We start from the raw sequence: 23,025 nt of genomic DNA on the forward strand, positions 1-23,025 counted from the left end.
AAAGTTGCTGCCCTATAAGTTAGCCCAGCCTAACCTAACTGAAACGAGGACTGCAGTGAATGCTCGGGTCTTCCGCGACGCGTACGGCGTACCGCAGCTGCAAGCGGGAGACCCGTTGGCGCTCGTGTACCTGCAGGGCCTCAACGCGGCCCAGGACCGCGCCTGGCAACTGGAGCTCGAGCGCCGCCGCTTCCTCGGGACGAGCGCGGCCTTCCTCGGCGCGGAGGCTGCGCCGTGGGACATCTTCGCTCGGCAGGCCCGGCTCGCCGACACCGCGCAACGCTGCTTCGAAGCACTCGACGACGAGACGCGCGAGTGGATCACGGCGTACGTCGAAGGCGTCAACCACGGCCTCCCGGGCGGCTCCCAGCGCGCACCGGAGTTCGCCGAGACCGGCCTGACCCTGCAGAAGTGGGAACCGTGGGCCCCACTCGGGATCTGGCTCGCGATACACGTCTTGTTTGCCGGGTTCCCGACGAAGCTGTGGCGGACACATGTCGCGCGGCACCTTGGTGACGATGCTCTCGAGCTGTTCAGTTCGGAGGGTCCGCACACGGCGGGGAGCAACGGGTGGCTGATCCCTGGTTCGATGACGGCGTCGGGACAGGCGATCGTCGCGGGCGATCCGCATCGGTACATCGAGAGCCCGGGCGTCTACCAGCAGGTCCGGCTCACCTGCCCCGAGTACGACGTCCTCGGCCTGGCCGTCCCCGGCATCCCCGGCCTCGCCCATTTCGGCCACACCGGTTCGGTCGCCTGGGCCATCACCAACGCCATGGCCGACTACCAGGACCTGTTTTCTGAACAGCTACGGCGCACTTCGTCCGGTGTGGAGGCCCTCGGCCCGGATGGCTGGAAGCCGGCTGACGTCCACACCGAGGTCGTCGAGGTCGCGGGCTACGACGCGGTGGAGATCGAGCTGGTCGAGACCGAACGTGGTCCGGTGATCATGGATGGAATCAGTCTGAGGTATCCGCCTCGAGTGACCAGCCGGCTAGGGTTCGAAGTGCTTCCTAAGTTGCTTCGGGCAACGACTGTCGCCGATGTGGATGCTGCGCTCGACGGGTGGGTGGAGCCGGTCAACGTGGTGCTGGCGGCGGATACGGCCGGCGGGTTGCTGCATCGGACGGCCGGGTTGGTTCCGCGGCGTCACGCCGCCAACAAACTACGCGTCGTACCGGCCTGGGAAGCCGGCCACCAGTGGGACGGCTGGCACGATCCGATGCCGCGGGCAACCGTCGACGGCCCGGCCGTGATGGCCAACGCCCGCGAGCTCGCGGCGCCGCTCGGCGTCGAGTTCGCCGCCCCACACCGATCCCGGCGGATCCGCGAGCTCGTCACCGAGCGCTCGGACTGGTCGGTCGACGAGATGCCGCACATCCACACCGACACCTTCCTCGGCTCCGCCACCTCCATCCTGGACCTCCTGGCGGACCTGGACGATCTCTCCCCGGAAGCCGTTGCCCTGCGCACCGAGCTGCTGGGCTGGGACCGCCGGATGGACGCCGCGAGTACGACGGCCTCGTCGTACGCCGCACTCCGCAAGGCCCTCACCACCCGGCTGGCCGATCACTTCGCGATCCTCGAGAACGCCGAGTGCCCCGAAATTTTCGTACCCTGGATGGACCCACTCACCCACGTCTCCTACGCGCTCGAGAATCTCCTGAGCGCCGACCTCCCGGACATCAACGTGAGCTGGCTCGCCCGTGAGGCGCTCGAGGAGGTCGCCGTCCGCAAACCCCGTCCGCCGTGGGGCGAGACGCACCAGCTGTCACCACTGCACGCGTTGCGTGGCCCGGTGTTCGCACCTGACGAGGAGCCGTTCGACCTCGGCCTGTCCGGCGACCACCACTGCGTGATGTCCACATCGAGCCTCCCCGGCCTCACCGACGTCTGCATCCGCGCCTCTGCGGCCCGCTATGCCTGGGATCTCGCGGATCGTTCGGCCAGCGGCTGGGTAGTACCGCTCGGCGCATCCGGCGTACTCGGCGATCCGCACCACCACGACCAACTTCCTTTGTGGTTGCGCGGCGAACTGGCGCCAGTACTCGGTGACCTCGTCCGTGAGGATCGGACGTACACGCAATCCGTCGAAGGCTTCGGCGCCGTCCGGATCGTCGAGGCGGATCCCGATCGCGACCTCGACCTGATCCACGAGTGGGTGACGGCGGACCGGGCGAGCTTCTGGGGCATGGGTGAACTCTCCCGGGCGGAGATCGCGGCGACCTATGAGTTCTTGGACTCAGTCCCGACCCACCACGTCTACCTCGTGCACGTGGATGACGTCCCGGCCGCTTTGCTGCAGACCTACGATCCGCAGGCCGACCCGGTCGGAGCGTCGTACGAGATCCAGGCGGGTGATATCGGCCTGCACCTGCTGATTGCCCCCGGCACCCCGCGCCCCGGCTTCACCGGCACTCTCCTGAAGGTCCTCGCCGAATTCGTCTTCCTCCACCTCGGCCACCCGCGCGTGGTCGTCGACCCGGACATCCGCAACACCCGAGCCATCGACCGCTTCCACCGCACCGGCTTCACCCTCGGTCCCGAAGTCAAGATCACCCAACCCGACGGCACAACAAAGACCGCCCAACTAGCCTTCCTCACCCGGGAGCAGTTCCTGAGCTGACATCGGGCGGCGTGGCCGGGCTGATTGCGGGGCGAGGGAACCCGCCCAATATGTTTGCCTTGATCAACAGCTTCTCGTAGTCGGCGATCAGCTCGTCCAGCTTGGCTCGCAGGTCGGCCAGGCTTGCCTCGGTCCCAGCCCCCATCAGCGCATGGTCCGCATGCGCGTCGACGGCGTACGCGGCCCGGACGATCGACTCGAGCAGTTCGAGTCGATCGGCCAGTGACCGTTTGCCGGCCGGCTCGCCGAGCATTCGTCCGAGCGCCTTGGCGGCCCCGGCCCGGACCTGATCCGTGGGCCCGCCGGTCACCCGTTGACCGCGGGCCGGCGACACCCGGCCGAGATCGGGGAACGACCGTGGCGCACCATCGCCGTCGATCGCTTCGTACAGGTTGATCGCGTGCGCGAGCCGCGCCCGTGCCGCGGCCGCGTCCGCACTGCCGGGAGCAGTCGCGTCAGCCCAGTCGACCGCCGCGGCGAGCCGGTCGATCCGCTGCAGCGCATCGATCCGATCCTGTCGTACGTCGCGATCCCAGGACCGCTCATCGGCCGGAGCGGTCTGGTTGTGGACGAACGCGCGCTCGACTGCGGCCCGGACACGGTCGGTGTAATCGGCGTCGGCCGGCGACACCGCGACCGGCGACCGGCCGGCCTGCGTCAGCAAGTCGGTCAGCTGGTCGATCTGATCCATCAGTTGGGCGATCAAATACCTGCCCGTACCCGACTGCCGCGCGAGCTGGGCCGGATCCACGCCCTGTTTGTTCAGCGCCGCCGCGTTGGCATCCTTCCGCGCGAATTGGGCGCGCTGGAACAGCATCTTGGCGATCGGTGTGCCGGTGAACCCACCCAGGGCGGCCGCGACGGTCGTGAACACCGTCACGTCGAGCACGTCGAAGACCCCGTCGAAGCCGAACACGGTGGTCGCGCCCAGCGCCCCGAGGAAGGCCGTGGCGGCGTAGACGCGGTACTTCAGGTCGCGCTTCGGCCGTGGACCATCCGGATGCTTCGGCGGTGCCGGCACCACGCTGCGGTCCGCCGTACGGTCGGTCAGGTCCGGCGCCGACCGCCCGGCTCCGGCCAGTTGGGCGAGCTCGTGCAGCGCGTGGTTCAGCCGGTGCAACGGCTCGGCCAAGGTGTCGATCAGCGCCTGCCCACGGACTGCCTCCCGCTGCGCGTAGTCCCAGCTCTTCTGCGCGTAGGTGGCTGCTTCTTCCATGTCCGCGAAGATCTTGTCACCGACCGCGCCGAGCAGTCCGGTCGCCATTGCCGTACCGATCGCGGTGATGAGCACCTCCAGCGCCGCGTCGAAGCGCCGGGCCAGATCGGTCGGGTCGAGGTCCGGAGATGGCCGCTTCGCTACGGCCCCGCGGGCGGTGCCGGCGACGGCGCCGTCGATGCTCTGGGTGCCGGCGTACGATCCCAGCGACGGCGGATCCGGGGTGGTGATCTCGCCTTCCGGCACCGTCGGCTCAGTCCAGTTGAGATCATGCCCGGACAGGTCGGCGCCGTTCAGCCGATGATCCTCCAGGTACGCGCGCAAAGCTCGCAGCCGCTCGGCCTGCTCCTGCAAGACCCTGATCAGCTGGTTCTGCGCCGAGTCCGGATTCGCGAGCTGCCGCGCGACGTTGGCGGCTACCCTGGCCCGGCGGGCGTCGCGCTTGCTGACATCGTTCATCCGTTCGGTGTAGGACTTCACCAGCGCGATCACGGGCCCTGCGAGCGCGGACGGCAACGCCGGGAACCCGCCCAACCAGAGCAGTACCGCAGCGCCGAGCCCGGCGGACGCGGGGACCAGATGGCGGACCTTGTAGTGCTTCGGATCTGCTCCCCGCGACCCGTTGTCGATCGGCTCAGCGGGCTGCTCGCCGTCGAGCATTCCGTCCAGCCCTCGATGCTGGTGCTCCAGCTTCTTCCGATCGGCGTCGTACGCCGGCCTCTTGGGGTCCGACTTGTGCTTGTCCAGCCGGTGTTCGGAGAACGCGCCGACGAATCCAGCGACGACGGACGGGGCGGCGGTGGCGACAGCGGTGGCCCAGCTGTCGGTCGCGGCGTACGCTGCCGCACCGACCAGTAACGCCGTCCAGATCGACGATCCCGCCGCCTTGGCGAGGTACTTCGGCGTCCGCAGCCGATTGTCCTTCGGGGACTGGCGATCCCGGAACCGCTCGACCAGGCCGGCGTCGAGCAGGCCGGGGAGCAGCTTGCGGAGCAGGTCGGCGTTCGGCTGGTCCTTGCCCAGGCTCATCGACTCGATCAGGAGCGCGAGCTGACCGGCGATGGCGGCCCGCCGGAATGGTGAACTCGCCTGCTCGTACAGGAACGCGAGCAAACGCGCCTCGGCGAGATCGCCGCGATCCTTCGGCGACAGCCGTGGGTGCAGATCCGGCTCGCCGGCCGGGGTCAGCGTGTCGCGATCATCGTTCCCGTTCAGCTGGTCGGTGGACGGATCGAGCGTCGCGGCCGCGGTCTCGGCGAGGATACGGGCCACAACCATCGGCACGGCGTCCGGGGTGAGCAGGTCGGACAGCGTGACCTCGGCGATCGGATCCGTCCCGGGTTCGGCGTAGTAGTCGGCGACCACACCCTCCTCGAGCGGCCCGACTGCCAGGTCCAGGTGGTACGCCTCATTGCCGGCGGTCTCGACCCTGTACCGTCCGTTGCCCATGTCAACAACTTCGAGAACGCCGGCCGCGGCCAGCACCTCTCGCCGCCCCAGCGCCTCCGTCACCGCATCGGTCACCGGGCCGGTGGGACGGTCCGCGGCGACCGTCCTCTCGTCGTCCGGCTCGAAGACAGGATCGTTGTCTGGGGCAAATGCACGGATGCGCGGGGTCGGGAACCGTTTGATCCCCTTCAGCCGCTGGTTCTCGAAGCTGCGCCCGCCGGTGTAGATGGTCTGGCCGCCGGCGTCGGTCACCTGGTACACGAAGGTGACCGAGTCCGGCCGGCCCTGGTTCGGGGTCAGGTAGACCGTCAGTTCGACATCTTTCCCGGCCTCGATCCAGGCCGCGATCTCGTTCTCGAAGGCCTCGAACGCACCGTGGTTGAGGGTGCCGTTCTGCGGGAAGTAGTTGGGCGGAAACACCAGCGGGAAGAAGCGCCAGCCGATGGCGTGGCCACCCTGATCGCCCTTGACACCGCGAGCTCTGGCGTTGCCTCGCTCCACGTCGTCTGCGTGCGAACGCTTTACCCGGTAGGTCTCCCGCAGCCTCGCCTGGGCGACCCTGCCGCGTCCGGACGGCTCCTCCAGCCACCGTGCCTCGTTCTGCCCGTACCTGTGCCACTCGGACCACTGCGGCCCCGGCTGACCGTCCCAGTCGGCCACCGGCGAAGCGGGGTCGAACCATCCGAACTCCCCGTCCGGTACGGCGTCCCGCGCGGCCTCGGGGCTGGTCAGGCCGGGCTGGACAGTACCGTCCCGGGACTGATCGCCGTCGCGTCCGCCCGATCGATCACCAGGGTCAGTCCGTCCGTTCTCGCCGTCGGCTTGACGGAACAGAGGAACTCCACTGCCCGCACGCGGACGGGCTGATCCGTGTCCTCCGTGTGGAGCGTCATACCGCTCCGGATCGCTCCGGTCAGCAGTTCGCCCGGCACCAGGATCTCGTTGTTGTTCTCCTCGACGTCGAACGTCGTCTCGACCACGAACCTCACCGTTGTCATGGGCTCTCAACCTCTCCAGCGCAGGAGCCTCGCTCGCGTACGCCTCGCTCTCGAGTTCATTGACGGACGCCACACCGACCCGCTCCGCGCGGTACTGCTCGACGTGGGTCTGCTCATGCGCCAGCGTCGCCGCCAACGTTGCCCGGTCGACGAAACTCGCCGGTCCGAGCCGGATCTGATACCCGCCCTCGGTCACCCGTACGCGGGCGTACGCATTGTGCTGGTCCAGATATCGAATCTCCGCGGCCCCCTCCACGATGACGACCTCGGCACCGTTGAGCTCGACCCCAGCGGCCGCCGCAACCTCGGCCACCGTCTCCTGCGTACGAGGCAGCCCGTCACCGCGATCGACAACGTGCTGATTGCTGCGCCAGCCTGCATCACCCGGGTGATGGTGCTCATGACCCACCGCCCCACCCGCCGACGCGGCAACCGGACCCCCGGCGTTCGGCCCAATCAAGTCACCGGCGTGCGGCCCGACCGAATCACCGGCGCTCGACCCGACAGCGCCTCCGGCCTCCAGCCGGACCGAATCACCGGTCTGCGGCTCGGCCAGGGCCATCCGGTGCTCGGCCAGTGCCGCCCCCTCATCCTCCTGCTGGTCAGAGGACGGGTTGTCCTCCTGCCTGCTGGACGCTTCAGCGGGGCCACGCTTGCTCGATGGCGATGGATCGTGCGATCCCTTCGATCCGGTCTTCGCGTCCGGCGCCTGGTTATGGCCGGATTGGTTCTGCCCGGACTGATTCTGCCCGGACTGATTCTGAGGTGTGGTCCCTTGGTTCTGCTGGGTGGCCTGCGGTTGCTGCGCTGGTGCGCCTCCGGTCTGCGTGGCAGTTGGTGCCACAGCTGCGTTCGGGGCCTGCAGGTTCGAGGGCGGTGCTTGCGCGGCGGTGGCCGCTGCGACCCCGGGTACGGCGGTACCGGCGAGCGGAGCGGGCGCCTCGGCCTGGCCGCCGTCCGACGCATCGCCAAGCTGGTGTCCAGCGGCCAAGCGATCCCCGGCGTTCGCAGTACCTGACGAGTTGGCCTCACCCGTCTGCTGCTGATATCCGTCCGCATTCGGCTTGGCGAGCTCGCCCGACGGCGGCGGCCCGGGTGGATCGGTGTCAGTACGCACGTCACCCGCATCCTGCGAGGAGGAAGCAGACCCGCCACTACTACCGTCATGCGCATCGCCCCACGGGCTCAGCGCGTGTCCAGCCTCGTGCGACCCGACCCGCATACTCGCCAGCGCGCCCGCACCGATGCCCTGCTCCACGATCGCCTTTTGGTACTGCTGCCACTCCCACGGATTCTTGCCGTCGGCAACCGCCTGGACGAAGGTGCCGGACACTGGTGACGAGATCCCGTTCACGGCGAACGCCGCCGATCCGTTCACCACCGTGTCCCGGAGCCGCCCGGGCGACCGGAAAATCGCCCGGGCCGGCAGCGAAGCCACCAGCCCGATCGGCGCGAGCGGGCGGGCGATCAGCGTGCCGACCGCGGCGGCCTGAGCCGCGGTCACCGCATCCCGCCAGTTGATCCCCTCGCGCTGCCCCCGCCACTGGTCGATCATCTGACCGCCGACGGTGATCAGCGGCTCCTCGGCCACTTCGATGGCCAGCTCTTTGGCGAGGGCGGGAGTCAGCCGCCGGATCCCGGCCGCGACTTCCGCGATCTTTCCGGCGGCGGTCGCGATCCACCCGGCGATCCGGGTCGCCATCCCGCTCACGATGCGGCCGCGAACGAAGTCGCCGAGACCGGGCGGCAGTCCGAAGCTCAGCGCGAAGGCGACGCCGTTGGCGGCCAGCTCGGCATAGATCTGGTCCTTGACCCAGACGATGTTCTTGCCGTACTCACCCGACATCGCGGACAGATCGCGCATCGACTGGATCAGGTCGGCGGTCCCGGTCGACGGCGAGTTGAGCATCAGGTCGATGTTCTGGTGGTATCCGATGCCCTGCGGATCGCGCCAGGCGGCCGGCAGTTGGTTGTTGCCGGCGGTTGCGTCACCGACGGTCTGCTGGAGGTCGTTCGCGGTGGCGTTCCACAGGTCCCGCATGACGAATGCCACATCCTCGTCGACCCAGAAGGGGAAGATCGTGTCGATCGCCTTCCGCAACCAGGTCCACAGAATGGTCGTCGGTTCGGGAATCATGGGCGGCGTCCGTGGCCGGTGTCAGCGTGGGCCGAGCAGGTCGGAGACCTGCTGCAGCGTCGCGTTGTGCTGGGCAACGATCGACCGGCCGGTACCGACGGCACGGAGGATCCGGGGCGCGAACGCGCTCACCTGCGCGATGAGCTCCGGCGCGATCTGGTTATAGGCGTTCCGGAACTGGACGCTGAGGTCGTCGAAGCCGGTCTCGACGGTCATCTCCGCGGTGTGGATCTCGGTGATCCGGGCCGGCCAGGCCGCCGCCCAGGCGTCGATGGGTGCCTGGATCCCGGCCAGCGCCCGCGAGGCCGCCGCGGGGTCCATGTTGAGGTTGCCGACGGGGCCCGGCACTCCACCACTGCTCATCGCCGCTGCCCAGCATCGCCAGCCGCACGCATTCGCCGCATCTCGGCGAGCAGCGGACCGAACTCGGGATCGTTGCCATCGGGCACTGGTGCGGTGGGCAGCGCTGCCGCCCAGGTGTCGAGCGCGCTCTGCTCGGCCCGCTCCCGCGCCGCGTCGACGGCCCGGACGATCTCCTCGGCCAGCGCTTCCGGCGCGAGTTCGTCGTACACCCGCTCGTCGAGGACCAGCTTGGTCAGCCGGCCGCGGCCGGTCACCGTCGCCTGGATCAGGTTGGCGGCGGACTCGGCGGTTCCGGTGGTCTCGTCGATCGCCTGCTGGGCTTGCCGAATCTCCCGTTCGAGCTTCTCGATGTCGGCCAGACGGCCGGTTCCTGCTGTGCCGGGATTCCGCATCACACGCCTCCGGTGGTAGCTACCTGCCCAAGCCTGAGCCGTGATCGCGGGTGCCCGCCGGTGATGTCCGCTTCCGGCCAGGCGGCCGGGCCACGACGCGGAGCCGGAAAGGATCGTGGGTGTGGATGGACGAGGTGGTACCCGCGGGCAGCTCAGGAACGCCGGTTTGGCCATAGTCGCGGCGGCGCTGATCGGCTGCTGTCTGCCGGCCGCACCTGCGGTCGCGACACCGCCGCGGGGTGCCTGCAGCAACCCGGAACCGGGCCGTTCGGTGGTCCGGCCGTTGCCCTGGGCCCAGGATCTGCTCGGCGCCGAACGGGCCTGGCCGCACAGCACCGGTGCCGGCGTCACCGTGGCGGTGGTCGACTCCGGCGTCGACGCCGACCATCCGCAGTTGCACCGGCCCGGCAAGGTGCTGCCCGGCCGCGACTTCTTCCTGGTCGGCAAACTCCCGGGCAACTACGACTGCATCTCCCACGGCACCGCGGTGGCGAGCATCATCGCCGCCGATCCGGCCGCCGGGATCGGCTTTCACGGGATCGCCCCGGGGGCCCGGATCCTGCCGGTCCGGGTGACCGACCGGGAGACCGGCGACTCGGGCCAAGGCCGGGTGATCGATCAGGCGATCCTTGCCCGCGGCATCATCTACGCGGTCGACCAGGGCGCCCGGGTGATCAACCTGTCGATGTCCGGTGGCGAGGACCAGAAGCAGGTTCGGCAGGCGATCGCCTACGCGGTCCGCAAGGACGTGGTGGTCGTCGCGGCGGCCGGTAACCGGCAGGCTGACGATGCCGGCCCGCTGCCCTCATATCCGGCGGCCTATCCCGGCGTACTGGGCGTCGGCGCCATCGACATCTCCGGAGCCCGGGCAAGCAATTCTCAGACCGGCCCGTACGTCGATCTGGTCGCGCCGGGCGAGGGCGTACTCGCGGCCACCCGCCGGACCGGTCACCAGTACGTCAGCGGCACCAGCTTCGCAACACCGTTCGTCTCGGCGACGGCTGCCCTGGTCCGTGCGGCCTGGCCGAAACTCACCGCCGCACAGGTCATCCAGCGCCTCCGCGCGACCGCCACCCCGGCCCGCGGCGGGAGCGGCAGTCCGGAGTACGGCGCCGGCATCGTCGATCCGTACCGCGCAGTCACCGAAGGGCTGGCCGGGTCGGCGAGAACGCTCCCGCGAGCAACCATGCCGCCACCGGACCAGCAACTGCTGGCAACCCGGGCGTGGTGGCGCGACGCCGCAGCCGAGGCTCGCGGAGTGACCAGCATGGCGGTCGGAGCCGCCCTGATCGTGACGGTGACCGGTGGGCTGCTCGCCGCCGGACGCCGGCGCCGCTGGCGGGCCGGTCGTACGTCGATCGTCCGCCGGCCGGCCCCACACGACCCGGCCGATCCGTTGCCGGAACACCTGTTCAGCCAGCGCTCCTGACAGCGAAGAAACGCTCGGCCGGGACATCCCAGCCGAGCGTTTCGTCGTATCCGGACCGGTCAGAGATCCATCAATGCATTGACCGCCACACCGGTGCGCTGACTCAGATGCTCACCCTCGCCCAAGGATTGGTCGCTCTTGTTGGCGTGGTAGGTCGCCGTCTGGAAGACCTCGTCCACCTGGTTGGCATGATGGATGATCCCGCCGGTGGCTTCCCGGTTGTGGGCGTCGTCCCAGAGACCTTCGCCCTCCAGCCGACCGAAATCGGACCTGAAGAGCTCGAGGTTCTGGGACATTTCGTTCGCAGAGCTGTACTGCTCTCCGATGTTCCGTTCGTATTCCCCGAAATGCATGTAGAACTTGCCCGACATCCGAGCCTCCTATTCGTTGCCTGATGCAATGAGTTGTTCCGGCCTGACTCTCAGGCCGTCATGACGTCGCCCAGCGTCAGCGAGCTGGTCACGACGCCCACGGTGTTGGTGGTGTCGTTGCCGACCCGCATACCGGTGTCGGAGATCGTCTGGGCCCTGTTCACGTTCCGCATGGCGCCCTGGTCGATGACCTCGCTACTGCGCGTCGAGGCCATGCACGCCGACGTGTTGCCCAGTGCGTTGGGCAGATCGGCAGCGTTCGCTTGCGTCCTGGTCCGGTTCGCCGACTGGTTGTCCATGTACTGCAGCCCGCGCTGGCCGAGGATGGCGCGGACAGCCTCTCCGTCAACGTTGAGCCAAGGTGCGCTCATCAGCTGACTCCTTTCTTTGCTGGTTGTCTGGCCGTTCCACGCTAGGAGCCGAGAACCTCCCGGACCCCTGGCGCGGCACGTTCCTGCCATCGCCGTCGGCACCGCGCCCAGCCGGTCCACGATCGGGCGTGAACCCGAGGAGAGGTGGTCGGTGATGGCGACGATGGTGGTACGGCGGCCGGACCGGCGGCCGGCACCGGACCTGCCTGGCGGCGAACTGGTGTTGTCCGCGCCACCGGAGGTCCCGGAGCCGGGCGGCCGGCAGTGGGCGCAGATGCTGATGGTGCTGCCGATGGTGGCGATGATGGGCGCGATGATGCTGTTGTTCTCGGGCAGCATCGGCGGTGGTCTCCGGATCGCGATCTACTCGCTGTTCGGTATCGGGATGGCCGGCATGATCGTGGCGAGTGTCTTCATGCGCTCGGGTGCGGGCAAGGCCGAGATGGGGCACGCCCGGCGCGGCTACCTGCGCGACCTCTCTCAGCAGCGGACCCGGTTGACGCGAGCGGTCGGCCAGCAGCGCACCACTCTGCACTACCTGCACCCGGAGCCGGAGAGTCTGTGGGCGCTGGCGGCGAGCCACCGGTTATGGGAACGGCGGCGCGACGACGAGGACTTCGGGATCGTCCGGATCGGCGTCGGCCCGCAGAGCCCGTCGGTCGCCGTCGTACCTCCGGACACGCAGCCGCTGGAACGGCTGGAACCCCTGTCCGCGTTGGCGTTGCGGCGCTTCGTGTCCACCTACGCATTCGTGGCCGATCTCCCGCTGGCGATCGCGGTGACCGGCTTCGCCCGGATCCACTTCACCGGCGATCAGGCCCGATCCGCCGGGCTGGTCCGCGCGATGCTCGCGCAACTGGTGACGCTGCACGCACCCGACCACCTGCGGGTGGCAGTCGTCGTCGGCGCGGATCAGCAGGCGGATTGGGACTGGATGAAGTGGTTGCCGCACGCCCTGCATCCGGACCGTACCGACGCACTCGGCCCGGTCCGGCTGATCGCTCCGGCCATCGCCGCGGTCGAGGCGATGCTCGACGACCTGCTCGGTGGCCGGCCACGGTTCGATCCCGCCGCCGGTGACACGTTCGCCGGGCCCCAGCTCGTCGTCGTACTCGCCGGTGGTGACACCAGTGGCTCGGACCATCTGCTCGCGGACCGCGGTCTCGAGGGCGTCACGGTGCTCGACCTGGCGACCGTACCGCCGCGCTCGCTGGACGCCAGCGCGATCGTCCTCGACGTCGATCCCGACGGCTCTCTGACCAGCGAGACGATCGAGGGCGAGGCCTGGCTCGGGCACGCCGACGAGTTCTCCCCCGTTGCCGCAGAAGGTCTTGCCCGGCAACTCGCGCCACTGCGACTGACCGTGGGTGCGCAGGGCGACCAGCCGTTGAGTGCCGATCTCGGCCTGGAAGACCTGCTGGAACTGGGCGATCCGTACGACTTCGATCCGGCCCGGACCTGGGTCCAGCGACCCAGCCGGGACCGGCTCCGGGTTCGCTTCGGCCTGCGTGCCGACGGGCTGCCGATCGAGCTCGACCTGAAGGAGTCGGCGCAGGAGGGCATGGGCCCGCATGGGTTGCTGATCGGTGCCACCGGATCGGGCAAGAGTGAACTGCTGCGCACGCTGGTGCTGGCGCTGGCGATCGCCCATCCGCCCCGGTCGCTGAACTTCGCGCTGATCGACTACAAGGGTGGCGCGACGTTCGCGACGCTGGACAAACTGCCGCACACCAGTGCGACGATCACCAACCTGGCCGACGAGCTGCACCTGGTCGACCGGATGACCGACGCCATCAACGGTGAACTGATCCGCCGTCAGGAGCTGCTCCGGGCCGCGGGCAACTTCGCCTCGCTGCGCGACTACGAGAAGGCACGGGTGGCCGGCGCGCCGCTGCCCGAAGTGCCTACCCTGCTGGTGATCTGCGACGAATTCAGCGAGCTGCTGAGTGACCGGCCCGACTTCATCGACATGTTCGTGCAGATCGGCCGGGTCGGACGGTCGCTGGGTGTTCATCTGCTGCTCGCCAGCCAGCGGCTGGACGAAGGCCGGATGCGCGGGTTGGAGACTCACCTGTCCTTCCGGATCGGACTGCGGACCTTCTCGGACATGGACAGCCGCACGGTGCTCGGCGTGAACGACGCGTTCCTGTTGCCGCGGGCACCTGGTCATGGCTTCCTCCGGATCGGTACGGAGCAGATGGACCGATTCCGTTCGGCGTACGTGTCCGGGGTACACCGGCGGCCGGTCGTCGGGGCGCTTCCGCTGGCACCGGACAACTCGGTGGAACTGCATGACTACGTCAGCGGGTATGTCGCCCCGCCGGCGGAGTCCGAGGAAGCCGATCGGCCCCGGCCGGACGACGCGTTCGACGAGAGCGTCGGCGAGACCTTGATGGACATCCTGGTCGAGAAGATGACCGGTCGGGGCGATCCCGCGTACCAGATCTGGCTGCCCCCGTTGGGCGATTCGCCGACCTTGGGCGACCTACTCGGCCCGCCCCGGAACGAACCCGGTCGAGGGTTGGTGGCGGGCGAGCCGAACCTGGCCGGCAGTCTGATCGCCCGCGCCGGCATCGTCGACCGTCCGCTCGAACAGCGGCGCGATCCGCTGCAGCTCGACTTGTCGGGCAGCGGCGGGCACGTCGCCATCGTCGGCGGCCCGCACACCGGCAAGAGCACGCTGCTCGCCTCGGCCATCCTGTCGCTGGCTCTCACCCACACACCGGCTGAAGTGCAGTTCTACTGCCTCGACTTCGGCGGCGGTGTCCTGACCGGGTTGCGCGGCCTGCCGCACGTCGGCGGGGTGGCGGGGCGGCAAGACACCAACGCGGTCCGGCGCACTGTCGTGGAGATGATGAACCTGATCGCCGCCCGCGAGCGCGAGTTCGCCGAGCAGGGGATCGACGGCATGGCCTCCTACCGTGAGCTCCGCCGCACCGGCGCGCTGCCGGACTCGTCGCACGGGGACGTGTTCCTGGTCGTCGACGGCTGGCTCACGGTCCGCAACGACTATGAGGACCTCGAGCTGTTCCTGGCCGACATCGCCACCCGCGGTCTCGCGTACGGCGTGCACCTGCTGGTCAGCGCGGCCCGCTGGTTCGACATCAGGACGAACGTCCGCGACCTGTGCGGAACCAAGCTGGAATTGAAGATCGGCGATCCGATCGACTCCTTCCTGGATCGCCGGACCGCATTGCTGGTACCGGAGGACTCGCCCGGTCGTGGCATCACGGCGAGCAAGCACCAGTTCCTGTCCGCCGAACCCAGGCTGTCCGGCGATCCGGGCGAGCGCATCTCCGCCGGCCTCGGCCGGCTGGTCGAGCAGATCGCCTCGGCCTGGACCGGTGACACTGCGCCGCGGGTGCTGTTGCTGCCCGGCGAAGTGCCGTACGAGCAACTGGACGGCGAGAGCGATCCGGAGCGCGGCCTGGCCGTCGGAGTGGTGGAGCGGGATCTCTCGCCCGTCCGGCTGGACTTCACCGCCGATCCCTGTTTCATCGTGCTCGGCGACACCGCCGCCGGGAAGAGCGGCTTCCTCCGCACGCTGGCCGGACGTCTCCAGGAGGCCTACACGCCGGACCAGGCCCGGCTGCTGGTAATCGACCACCGGCGCAGCCTGCTCGGCGGAGTCGAGAGCGAGCACTTGCTGGGATACGGGACCAACCACCAGGCGACGGCCGCACTCGTGAACGACGTCTGCGCAGCCCTGACCGAACGACTCCCCGGGCCGGAGGTGACGGCCGCGCAGCTGCGGGACAGGTCGTGGTGGGAGGGGCCGGACCTCTTCGTGCTGATCGACGACTACGACCTCGTCGCCACCTCGGAGGGGCACCCGTTGATGCCGCTGCTGCCGTTCATCCCGCAGGCGTCCGACATCGGATTGCGTCTTGTCGTCGCCCGCCGTACCGGCGGTGCCGCCCGGGGCTTCTTCGAGCCGGTGCTGGCCCGGCTGCGCGACATCGCCTCGCCCGGACTGCAGCTGTCCGGCAGCCGCGAGGAAGGCCCGTTGCTCGGCGGCGTGCGCCCACAGCAACTACCCCCTGGCCGCGGCCGATTGATCAGCCGCCAAGGCACGACTCAGCTGATCCAGCTGACCTTGCCACCCAGCCCCTGAACCCCAACCAGCACGAGAAAGGAGAAGCACGATGGCACAGATCGATATCAACAACATCCTGATGTTCGAAGCCACCGCCGGGCAGTACGACACACAGGCAGGGCGACTCGAAGACGGCGCCGACGAGATGCGTAAGCCGTGCTCGATCCCGGCCGGCGGTATCTTCGGCAGGGACCTGATGGTGACAGCGCTGAACGCCGCGCATATCAGCGCCGCCGACAAGATCATGACGGCGATGCGCGGATTCCAGGCCTATTCCGGCGCTCTGAAGACCATCGGTGCCGAGTCCCGCAACACCATGGAGGTCACTGTCGGGCTACTGGGAAGCACCTTGAACGCCTACGAGCGCGCGGACCAGGCCACCCCGGGAGGCAACTGATGGCAGACGCACCCCCCGCCACGTATGCGGAGCAAGCACAGAACGCTGGTACGAACCTCGGCCAGCTCGTCGCTCTCGCGCAGACCTTCAGAAACTTGGCGGATGGCGAGCGGCAGATACTCGACGGGTTGCGGGCGGAGCGAGATCGATGGCCGACCGTGGCCACGGCCATCGACGCCGTCGGAACCAGCTTCTGGCAATCGTCGCAAGCCCTCAGACAAGACTGGCGCAGTGATGTGGTTGCTGACACGTTCGAAACGGCGGCGGCGCGGAGCCACGGGTCGCTCGCCCAGATGTCGGCCCAGCTGACCGGCCAGCAAGCCGGTGGACCGTCGGCGTCCAGCGGCAGCCTGGGCGCACTGATCGATCCCATCATGCGCGACATCCCAGTGGTCGCCGACCAAGCCAGCCAATTGGCGCGCCAGCTCGAGCAGATGCAGAGCCAAGCTCTCTCCACCGAAGGCTATGCCCAGGGCCTGGCGATCAACGATGGACCCCTGCGGGAGGCGAGCGCCGCTCTGATCACGTTGGGCGGGAATCTCGACAACCTCGGCGCGCGGTACCAGGCAGTGGGAAGGGCGGCACAGTCCATGGCCAACGGCATGGAATGGCTGGGCCCGCACAGTGATGTCAGCGGTGGTCAGCTGGCCAGGACTCCAGGCGGCGGACCCAGCGGCCCGAGTGGGGGGCCGAGTGGTGGGCCTAGTGGCGGCCCGACCGGCGGCGAGCAGCCAGGCGGCGAACAACCCGGCGGTGAGCAACCGGGCGGCGAACAGCCAGGCGGCGAACAACCTGGCGGTGAGCAGGCTGGCGAGCAGCCGGGCGCGGTGCCGGGCGGGACTGAGCTGCAAGGCACGCAGACGGTGCCGAAACCGGTCACTCCGCTGGCTCCGATCGGCGGGGTCGACACCCCACCCGGATCGCCGATGACTCCGCTCACCCCCATCACACCGATCCCTTCGGCCAACCCCGGCCGCGGTATCACCGGCGGTAGGCCGCCGGGTGGCGGCGGTATCGGCGGCGGGATCGGCGGCGGTATCGGCTCGATCGGCGGCGGCAGCTCGAAGCTCGACGGGATCAAGCCGATCGGCAAGGTCGGCGAGCCGATTCCGTCGGTCGCGAAGACCGGCACGGCGGAGAACGTCGCATCCTCCGGGCGGGCACCGAGCCTGCCGGGTGGAGTCGGCACCGGCACCGCCGGTGGCAGTGCGCAGGGTTCGTCCGGGATTCCACCGATGATGCCGCCGATGGGTGGTGCGGCGGCCGCAGGCGGCGCCGGACGGGGTGGCAAGCCAGGTACGGGCGCGATCCGGCCGACTGGACGGGATCGTGGCCGGGCCACCGGCTCGACCCCGGGAGTCCCGGACCGGTTGCGCGGGAAGGCCGGTCAGCGGTCTGCGTTCCCGTCGGTTCCGGCCGCGAAGAGCGTGACCCGGCAGGACCGGCCGGACACTCTGGAGATCCTCGACGAGGAGCTGTGGACCGTGGAGGCCGCACCCGGGGCCGCGGCAGCCGACCCGCAGCGCAGTCGCCGGCTGGCCACCTGATCAGCACAAAGAAGATGTCCCCGGCCGAGGCGGCCGGGGACATCTTTCGTTACGGGCCTGGCGGCCGTCGGGGCGTTCGTTGTGGGTCAGGCGACTGGGCGGGTGGCGTCGGCGGGGTTGAGGCCGGGGCCTTCGGGGATGCGGGTGATCAGTTCGGCTGGGAGTTGGACGGGGCGCGTGCCGCCGTACCCGAGGATGTCGAGGAGTTTGGGGTCGCCGAGGGGGTACGCGCGGCCCATGTCGGTGACCAGGACGATCGTGCCGGCGGGTGCGCGGCTGGACGGCATCGCCTCGACCACGGCGGCCGAGCCGGGCTGGACGATGATCCGGTCGGCCAGCGCCGTACCCAGCGGACCGCGCTTCGGCGTCATCATCACCGGATCCCGGGCCGGCAGACCGGCATTGATCGTGATCGACGGGGTTCGCTGGCCAGGACCGAACGACGCGCAGACCGCACTCGTGTCGCCGCTCGGATCCGCGAACGCCGGCCGGGTGCGCGGCAGCTCGCCGGTCCCCGACTCGTCCGGGACCGGGTCCGACCGACCGACCGAGATCAGGCTGATCTCGATCGCGGTCGGTCCTTTCCCGCCGTAGGCCGCGGTGCTCGGTTCGTACGCGCGCTGCACGTCGTACTGCAGCGCGGAGATCGGCAGCAGCCGGTCCCGGGTGGCGAGGTAGTACTGCAGCCCGTCTCCGGAGGTCTTGACCACGAACAGCTGACCGATCTTCGTCGTCGGCCGGCCGTCGATCGCGGTCGACGGGGCCCCGATCGCGGCCGGCTTCATCGGTGCGATCGGTTGTCCGTCGGGGAGCGCGGCGACGAAGGCGGCGCCGACGCGGGCCCACGGCTCCGCACCAAGCGCCAGGCCGACCAGGGCCGCGTCGGCCGTGATCCGGTGCCGCAGACCGTTCATGATCAGGTACCGGTCGCCGCTCTCGATCACCTGTACCAGCAGGGCTTTGCCGCCGAGTGGCTGCGCCACCGACGGTCCGGCGCCGACCATCAGGACGGACTCGCTGGTCCGTTCGCCCGAGGAGCTCACCACCGGCTGGGAACACAACGTCCAGGCGCCGGACAGCAACCGGTTCGCCGGAGCCAGCGCGTCGGGCGCGTCCGGGATCCCGATCCGAGGCCCGCGCGGTACCCCACGGAGCGAACGCTCGGACACCTGCCGAGTGGTGCCTTTCTTGCCCAGGGCAAGCAGTGCGGACACGTAGTTGGTGACCGGGTGCAGCCGGCCGTCCAGGTACACGTACCGGGTGCCGGTCTCCTTTTCGACGACCACCGTATCCGCGGCCTGCCACGCCTTGCTGCCACCAGGTACGACGAGCCCGTACACAGTGACCCCGGCCAATACCAGGAGCGCCACGATCACGCCACCGAAGGCCGCCGCCAGCGGCCGGCGGAAGGGTGGCTGCTCGGGATCGGACTCCCTGGTGACCAACGCGGACACCATCCGCTGACCGAGGAACTGATGCGACTGCAACTGGTCCTTGCGGGTTGCCATCTCAGCCCCCGATCCCGCGGACGATGCCGTACAGACCGAGCACCGCGCAGGCGACTGGGATCAGCGCCAATATCACCAAGATCTCGAGGATCTCGGCGTATCGGCTCAGGTACGGGCTGGGTGGCTTGGTGCTGTAGCGCAGCCCGAGGAAGATCGCGGCCGCGGTGACACCGGCCGCCAGCGGGACCACCACCGGCACCGGATCGGCGTACTCGCGCGACAGTGGACCGAGGGCGAGACCGGCGGCGCCGATCAGGCCCGGGATCAACAACAGCAGGCGTTGTTTCACGATCGGATAGAGCCGCGAGCGGATCAGGCAACCGACGGTGAGGAGACCGGCGAGGATCGTTGCCGACCGGCTCTGGTCCCGCAGCAGCAGGATCACACAGACCGACTCGGTCACCAGCAGGCCACCCAGCATGCCGGTGAGCAGAGCGTCCGCCCGGACGACGGCGCCGTACACCTGTCGCCGCGGTGGCAGCGGATCGTCGCGGACCAGGTCCGCCGTGGTCCGCGGCAGGATCGGCGTCGGCACCCGGCCGGCCTTGATCGCGAGCGGGCCGAGCAGTGGCGAGAAGGCCAGCACCGCCGGCCCGACGATGGCCGAGACGTCGGCGCCGCCGAGCGAGTCCGACGTACCGATCCAGCCACCGATCACGCCGAGCACACCGGCACTGCTCGCCCCCGCGAAGAACGCCGCGCCGTCGACGACGCCGACAGAGGAGCCGACGGCAACCACCAGTACGGCGGCCGATGCCGCCAGCAACTGTGGTGCGCCGATCGCCGGAGTGGAATCCGTACCCGCGAAGAGCAACCCGCCACCGAGAGCCGCGAACGGCAGACTGAGGCCGCCGACCAGCGCTCCGGCGCCGGAGTCGCCGACCACTCGGGACAGTGCGACGGCCCCGCCCAGCAGCAGCACGGTCAGCAACAGCAATCGCCCCGCCGGATGCGGCCAGGGCGCGCCGGCACGAAGCACGGTGAAGAGCGCAGCCAGCAGTCCGGCACCCGCGAGAGTCAGCCCCGCGACCCTGGTGTGCCAGGCAGTCCAGGCCGAGCCGAGCCGCCTCGAGCCCGCTGCCACGGCGACCACCAAGTCGTCGTACTCGAGCTCGGGCCAGTCGAGCCGGCGCGGGACCAGATGGAGGATCTCGCCGTCTCTGATCCGGTGGGCGCCCAGGGTGCGGCCCAGCGTCAGTTCGGTGCCGTCAGCGCGGCGCAGCACCCAGCCGCCGTCCGGAACGCCCGCGTCCGCGAGATGTTCACCGGCTTTGGCCAGGACTCCCGGCAACACCTCGGCGACGGACGCCTGTTCCGGCAGAGCGAGGTCGAGGCGCCGCTGCGGGGCGGCGACGGTGAGCCGGACCAGACCTGTGATGTTCATCGGCCCCTTCTCCTTCTGAGCTGTCGTGGTCCAACCTTCCGGTGGTCAGGCATCTTTGCGACGTCGACGACAGCTTCCTGCCGCCGGCGGCACCGCCGGACGCGGCGGCCTAGCCTGACGAGGACGGCGAAAGAAGGAGCACTCGTGGCGAGCGATCGAGAACTGCTGATTCCGGTGGGGCATGACCTTGGGGTGCTTCATGCCGACAACGGGGATGAGCGTCGGCAGCAGGTTCGGGTGGGGGTTGAGGTGGCGGAGTTGGGGGATCGGGAGTTTGCGGTGTGGTTGCTCGCGCATGGGATGGATGACGCGGATCGGCCGACCCGGGAGTCGTTGCGGGAGCGGGCGGGGAAGCTCGGGCTCGACGGGGTCGACGAGGCGGTTGAGCGGTTCCTCACCGACGGGTTGCTGGTGGCGGTGGATCCGGAGGAGGACGCCGCCGTCGAGTTCGCGCGGGAGCATCAGTTGTTTCCGTTGTTGCATGGGCTGGGGCCGGATCCGGAGCAGCCGTGGATGCAGACGGTGGGGATGCTGAACCAGCCGATTGCTCAGGTTTCCAATGCTTTGTACGACGTGTGGGCGTGGGCTCAGCTGGCGCCGGAGTTGTGGACGGGGTGTCAAGATGCGGCGATGGTGGCTCGGCAGGTTGGGGTGACGAGTCCGGAGGAGACGGAGGCGCGGCAGGTGTTGAGCGGCGTGCTCGGTCAGGTTCATGGGTTGTTGTGTGTACGCGCGGCCTACTTCGACCGGCGGCGGATCCGGTGAGCGCGCTGGTGTTTCCGGTCGGCCATTACGGCGGCGTCAGGGACGATCAGACGCAGGTCATCCGAGTTGGGTGGAAGCAGCACCGGATCGACGAGAAGGCATTCGGCGTCTGGGTGATGGCGCACGGGCTGCCCGAGGTGGGCAAGGGCCAGTGGACAGTCCAGGATGTCGTCGAGCAAAGCGAGAAGGCAGGCGTCGAGGACGCGGCGAGCCAGGTCGGCGCACTCGCCGATCTCGGGTTGCTGGCCGTCGTGGCGGACAACCCGATCATGGCCACGCGGTTCGCGCAGGGGCATCGGATGGACGTGTTGTTCGTCGGGCTGGGCAACGCGCCGGACCGGCTGGACGGGCATGCGGTCGGGATTCCCGGGCTGGGGACGGCTGCGGTGCTTGATCCGGATTGCTACGAGTTGTGGCAATGGGGTTCGGTGGCGCCGACGGTGTGGCACAGCTGCGAGGTGCGCGCGACCGTGACAGCGAAGCTCGGCCAGGAGGCGTCGCCGGTGGACGCGCTCGCGGAGATCCTCGGGGACCTCCGGTTCCTGATCGCTCACGGATGCGCGTATCTGGACGTTGCCGGATGACAAGATGACTCTGATGGCTGAGATCTCCCTGGAATCGCTGGTGCCGCGGGCCACCGGGCCGGTCGCGTCGGTGTACCTGATGGCGCCGCCGGCCGGTGGCCGGACCGCGGTGCTGAAGGTGTATCCGCAGCCGCTGGACCGGCGGACCTACAACGCCATCGAGGTCGAGCAGGCGAAGCTGGCCGGGCTGCGGTCGGCGTCGTCGATCGTGCGGGTCGAGTCGATCGACGAGCTGCCGGACGGGCGGACCGGGTTGCGGATGGAGTTCTGTCCGCAGTCGCTGCCGGACCTGGTGGCGACCGGGCCGTTGCCGATCGGCGATGTCGTCGTACTGGCGCAGATCCTGAGTTCGGTGCTGGCCGAGGCGCATGCTGCGGGCCTGGTGCATGGCGGGGTGACGCCGAGCAATGTGCTCGAGCGGCCCAGCGGTCAGCCGGCGCTCGCGGATTTCGGTCTGGCGTTGCGGTTGCGGTTCCCGCGGGACTTGATGGGCGACGCGGCCTACACGGCTCCCGAAGTACTGCGGGACGGTGAGTTGTCGGAACAGGCCGACGTCTACGGGCTCGGCGCCGTACTGTATCTGGCGTTGACCGGGCAGCCGCCGTTTCCCTTGCGCACTGGCGAGCCGGTGGACGGCGTCATACTGCGGGTGTTGCGGGAGCCGCCGCCGGAGGTGTCGGGGCGGGATGTGCCGCCGGCGTTGACCGGGCTGCTGACGCGGATGATGGCGAAGGACCCGGACGCCCGGCCGGATGCCGCTGCAGCGCTGGCCGAGTTCCAGAAATTGCTTGCCGAGGGCCCCGTTGAGGACGAGCTGGATTTCGACGACTTCCGCGACGAGCTGGCCGCCGGACGAAACGTGCCGATAGCAACGGTCTCGGCGAAACCTGTGACAAAGAAGGCGAAACAGGCCAAGGGGCCGAAGAAGTCGCGGCGGAATCTGCTGATCGGGATCGGCTCGGCCGTTGCCCTGGTCGCGGTCGTGCCGGTGATGGTGCAACCGGGCAAGGACGACGAGGCCGCCGTACCGCCTCCGGTCGCGAGCACTCCGGCTCCGAGTACGACGCCCGTCGTCCAGCTGATCGACCTGAAACCCCCGCAGGACAAAGGCACCTCCGTCGTCCTGACGTGGAGCTTCCCGAAGACGATGACGAAGTACGCCGTCATCGTCGCCGAGCAGGGCGCGAAGAAACCTCAACCCCATCTCGTCCCGGGCGTCAGCACCACCTTTACGGTACCGGTCAGTCCGGGACTGAAGTACTGCTTCGAGATCCAGGGCACCGACGGCGCATCGGTTCCCGTCGGCAGCAACATGCGTGGCATCCGCGGTGCTACCTGCAAGCGATAGACGGAAACTGGACCGGTCCTGGACCCTGGTCCTCTAGTCTGTTG

15 protein-coding genes are annotated in these 23,025 nt (G+C 69.2%); 8 read left to right on the top strand and 7 right to left on the bottom strand.

Translation table 11 applies throughout. The annotated features are described in order from the left end of the window. The first annotated feature begins 55 nt into the window (after positions 1 to 55). Entirely contained in the window at positions 56 to 2,626 is a 2,571-nt protein-coding gene (locus tag EV646_RS31585; RefSeq protein WP_132155109.1) for a GNAT family N-acetyltransferase, read from the top strand. Here the strand turns inward: EV646_RS31585 and EV646_RS31590 are convergent. From EV646_RS31590 to EV646_RS31600, 3 genes are read right to left on the bottom strand one after another with little or no spacing between them, the layout of a single operon-like run. After that, entirely contained in the window at positions 2,601 to 8,426 is a 5,826-nt protein-coding gene (locus tag EV646_RS31590) for a WXG100-like domain-containing protein (protein ID WP_132155111.1), read from the bottom strand. The two genes, EV646_RS31585 and EV646_RS31590, sit on opposite strands and share 26 nt — an antisense overlap. A 21-nt stretch (positions 8,427 to 8,447) precedes the next feature. Then, positions 8,448 to 8,789 carry a hypothetical protein gene (locus EV646_RS31595; RefSeq protein WP_132155113.1) on the bottom strand — a complete coding sequence of 114 codons (342 nt, stop codon included), beginning with the start codon at positions 8,787 to 8,789 and terminating at the stop codon, positions 8,448 to 8,450. Continuing rightward, entirely contained in the window at positions 8,786 to 9,181 is a 396-nt protein-coding gene (locus tag EV646_RS31600) for a YbaB/EbfC family nucleoid-associated protein (RefSeq protein ID WP_158291062.1), read from the bottom strand. The genes EV646_RS31595 and EV646_RS31600 overlap by 4 nt, the downstream gene beginning before the upstream one ends. Positions 9,182 to 9,302: 121 nt before the next feature. Between EV646_RS31600 and mycP the strand changes: the two genes are divergently transcribed. Next, a complete protein-coding gene (mycP, locus tag EV646_RS31605; protein WP_241996451.1) occupies positions 9,303 to 10,610 on the top strand; it encodes a type VII secretion-associated serine protease mycosin in 1,308 nt (435 codons plus the stop codon). Positions 10,611 to 10,669: 59 nt separating this feature from the next. On the opposite strand, the gene EV646_RS31610 is transcribed toward mycP, so the two are convergent. After that, on the bottom strand, positions 10,670 to 10,981 hold the full coding sequence (locus EV646_RS31610; protein ID WP_132155119.1) for a hypothetical protein: 312 nt from the start codon (positions 10,979 to 10,981) through the stop codon (positions 10,670 to 10,672). Positions 10,982 to 11,031: 50 nt separating this feature from the next. Further along, positions 11,032 to 11,352 carry a hypothetical protein gene (locus EV646_RS31615; RefSeq protein ID WP_132155121.1) on the bottom strand — a complete coding sequence of 107 codons (321 nt, stop codon included), beginning with the start codon at positions 11,350 to 11,352 and terminating at the stop codon, positions 11,032 to 11,034. A gap of 154 nt (positions 11,353 to 11,506) precedes the next feature. Here EV646_RS31615 and eccCa point away from each other — a divergent pair, with 154 nt between their 5' ends. The 3 genes from eccCa to EV646_RS31630 are packed head-to-tail and all read left to right on the top strand — an operon-like array spanning position 11,507 to position 17,392. Beyond that, positions 11,507 to 15,466: a type VII secretion protein EccCa gene (gene eccCa / locus EV646_RS31620; protein ID WP_132155123.1), complete on the top strand. Its 3,960-nt coding sequence runs from the start codon at positions 11,507 to 11,509 to the stop codon at positions 15,464 to 15,466. Between the two features lie 31 nt (positions 15,467 to 15,497). After that, entirely contained in the window at positions 15,498 to 15,845 is a 348-nt protein-coding gene (locus tag EV646_RS31625; RefSeq protein ID WP_132155125.1) for a hypothetical protein, read from the top strand. Continuing rightward, positions 15,845 to 17,392, top strand: a complete 1,548-nt coding sequence (locus EV646_RS31630; RefSeq protein WP_132155127.1) for a hypothetical protein — start codon at positions 15,845 to 15,847, stop codon at positions 17,390 to 17,392. Before EV646_RS31625 ends, EV646_RS31630 begins: the two co-directional genes overlap by 1 nt. 86 nt (positions 17,393 to 17,478) lie before the next feature. Here EV646_RS31630 and eccB read toward each other — a convergent pair whose 3' ends face one another. Further along, complete coding sequence (gene eccB, locus EV646_RS31635; RefSeq protein WP_132155129.1) at positions 17,479 to 18,900, bottom strand: type VII secretion protein EccB; 1,422 nt, start codon at positions 18,898 to 18,900, stop codon at positions 17,479 to 17,481. A gap of 1 nt (position 18,901) precedes the next feature. Continuing rightward, positions 18,902 to 20,284 (bottom strand): type VII secretion integral membrane protein EccD, encoded by a 1,383-nt coding sequence (gene eccD / locus EV646_RS31640; protein WP_132155131.1) that lies wholly within the window; start codon positions 20,282 to 20,284, stop codon positions 18,902 to 18,904. A 144-nt stretch (positions 20,285 to 20,428) separates the two neighbouring features. Here eccD and EV646_RS31645 point away from each other — a divergent pair, with 144 nt between their 5' ends. The 3 genes from EV646_RS31645 to EV646_RS31655 are packed head-to-tail and all read left to right on the top strand — an operon-like array spanning position 20,429 to position 22,981. After that, a complete protein-coding gene (locus EV646_RS31645) occupies positions 20,429 to 21,049 on the top strand; it encodes a hypothetical protein (RefSeq protein WP_132155133.1) in 621 nt (206 codons plus the stop codon). Beyond that, on the top strand, positions 21,046 to 21,633 hold the full coding sequence (locus EV646_RS31650; protein WP_132155135.1) for a hypothetical protein: 588 nt from the start codon (positions 21,046 to 21,048) through the stop codon (positions 21,631 to 21,633). Before EV646_RS31645 ends, EV646_RS31650 begins: the two co-directional genes overlap by 4 nt. 13 nt (positions 21,634 to 21,646) lie before the next feature. Next, positions 21,647 to 22,981 carry a serine/threonine protein kinase gene (locus EV646_RS31655; protein ID WP_158291063.1) on the top strand — a complete coding sequence of 445 codons (1,335 nt, stop codon included), beginning with the start codon at positions 21,647 to 21,649 and terminating at the stop codon, positions 22,979 to 22,981. The last annotated feature ends 44 nt before the right edge of the window (positions 22,982 to 23,025 follow it).

Source organism: Kribbella antiqua, from assembly GCF_004345665.1.
GTDB lineage: Bacteria > Actinomycetota > Actinomycetes > Propionibacteriales > Kribbellaceae > Kribbella > Kribbella antiqua.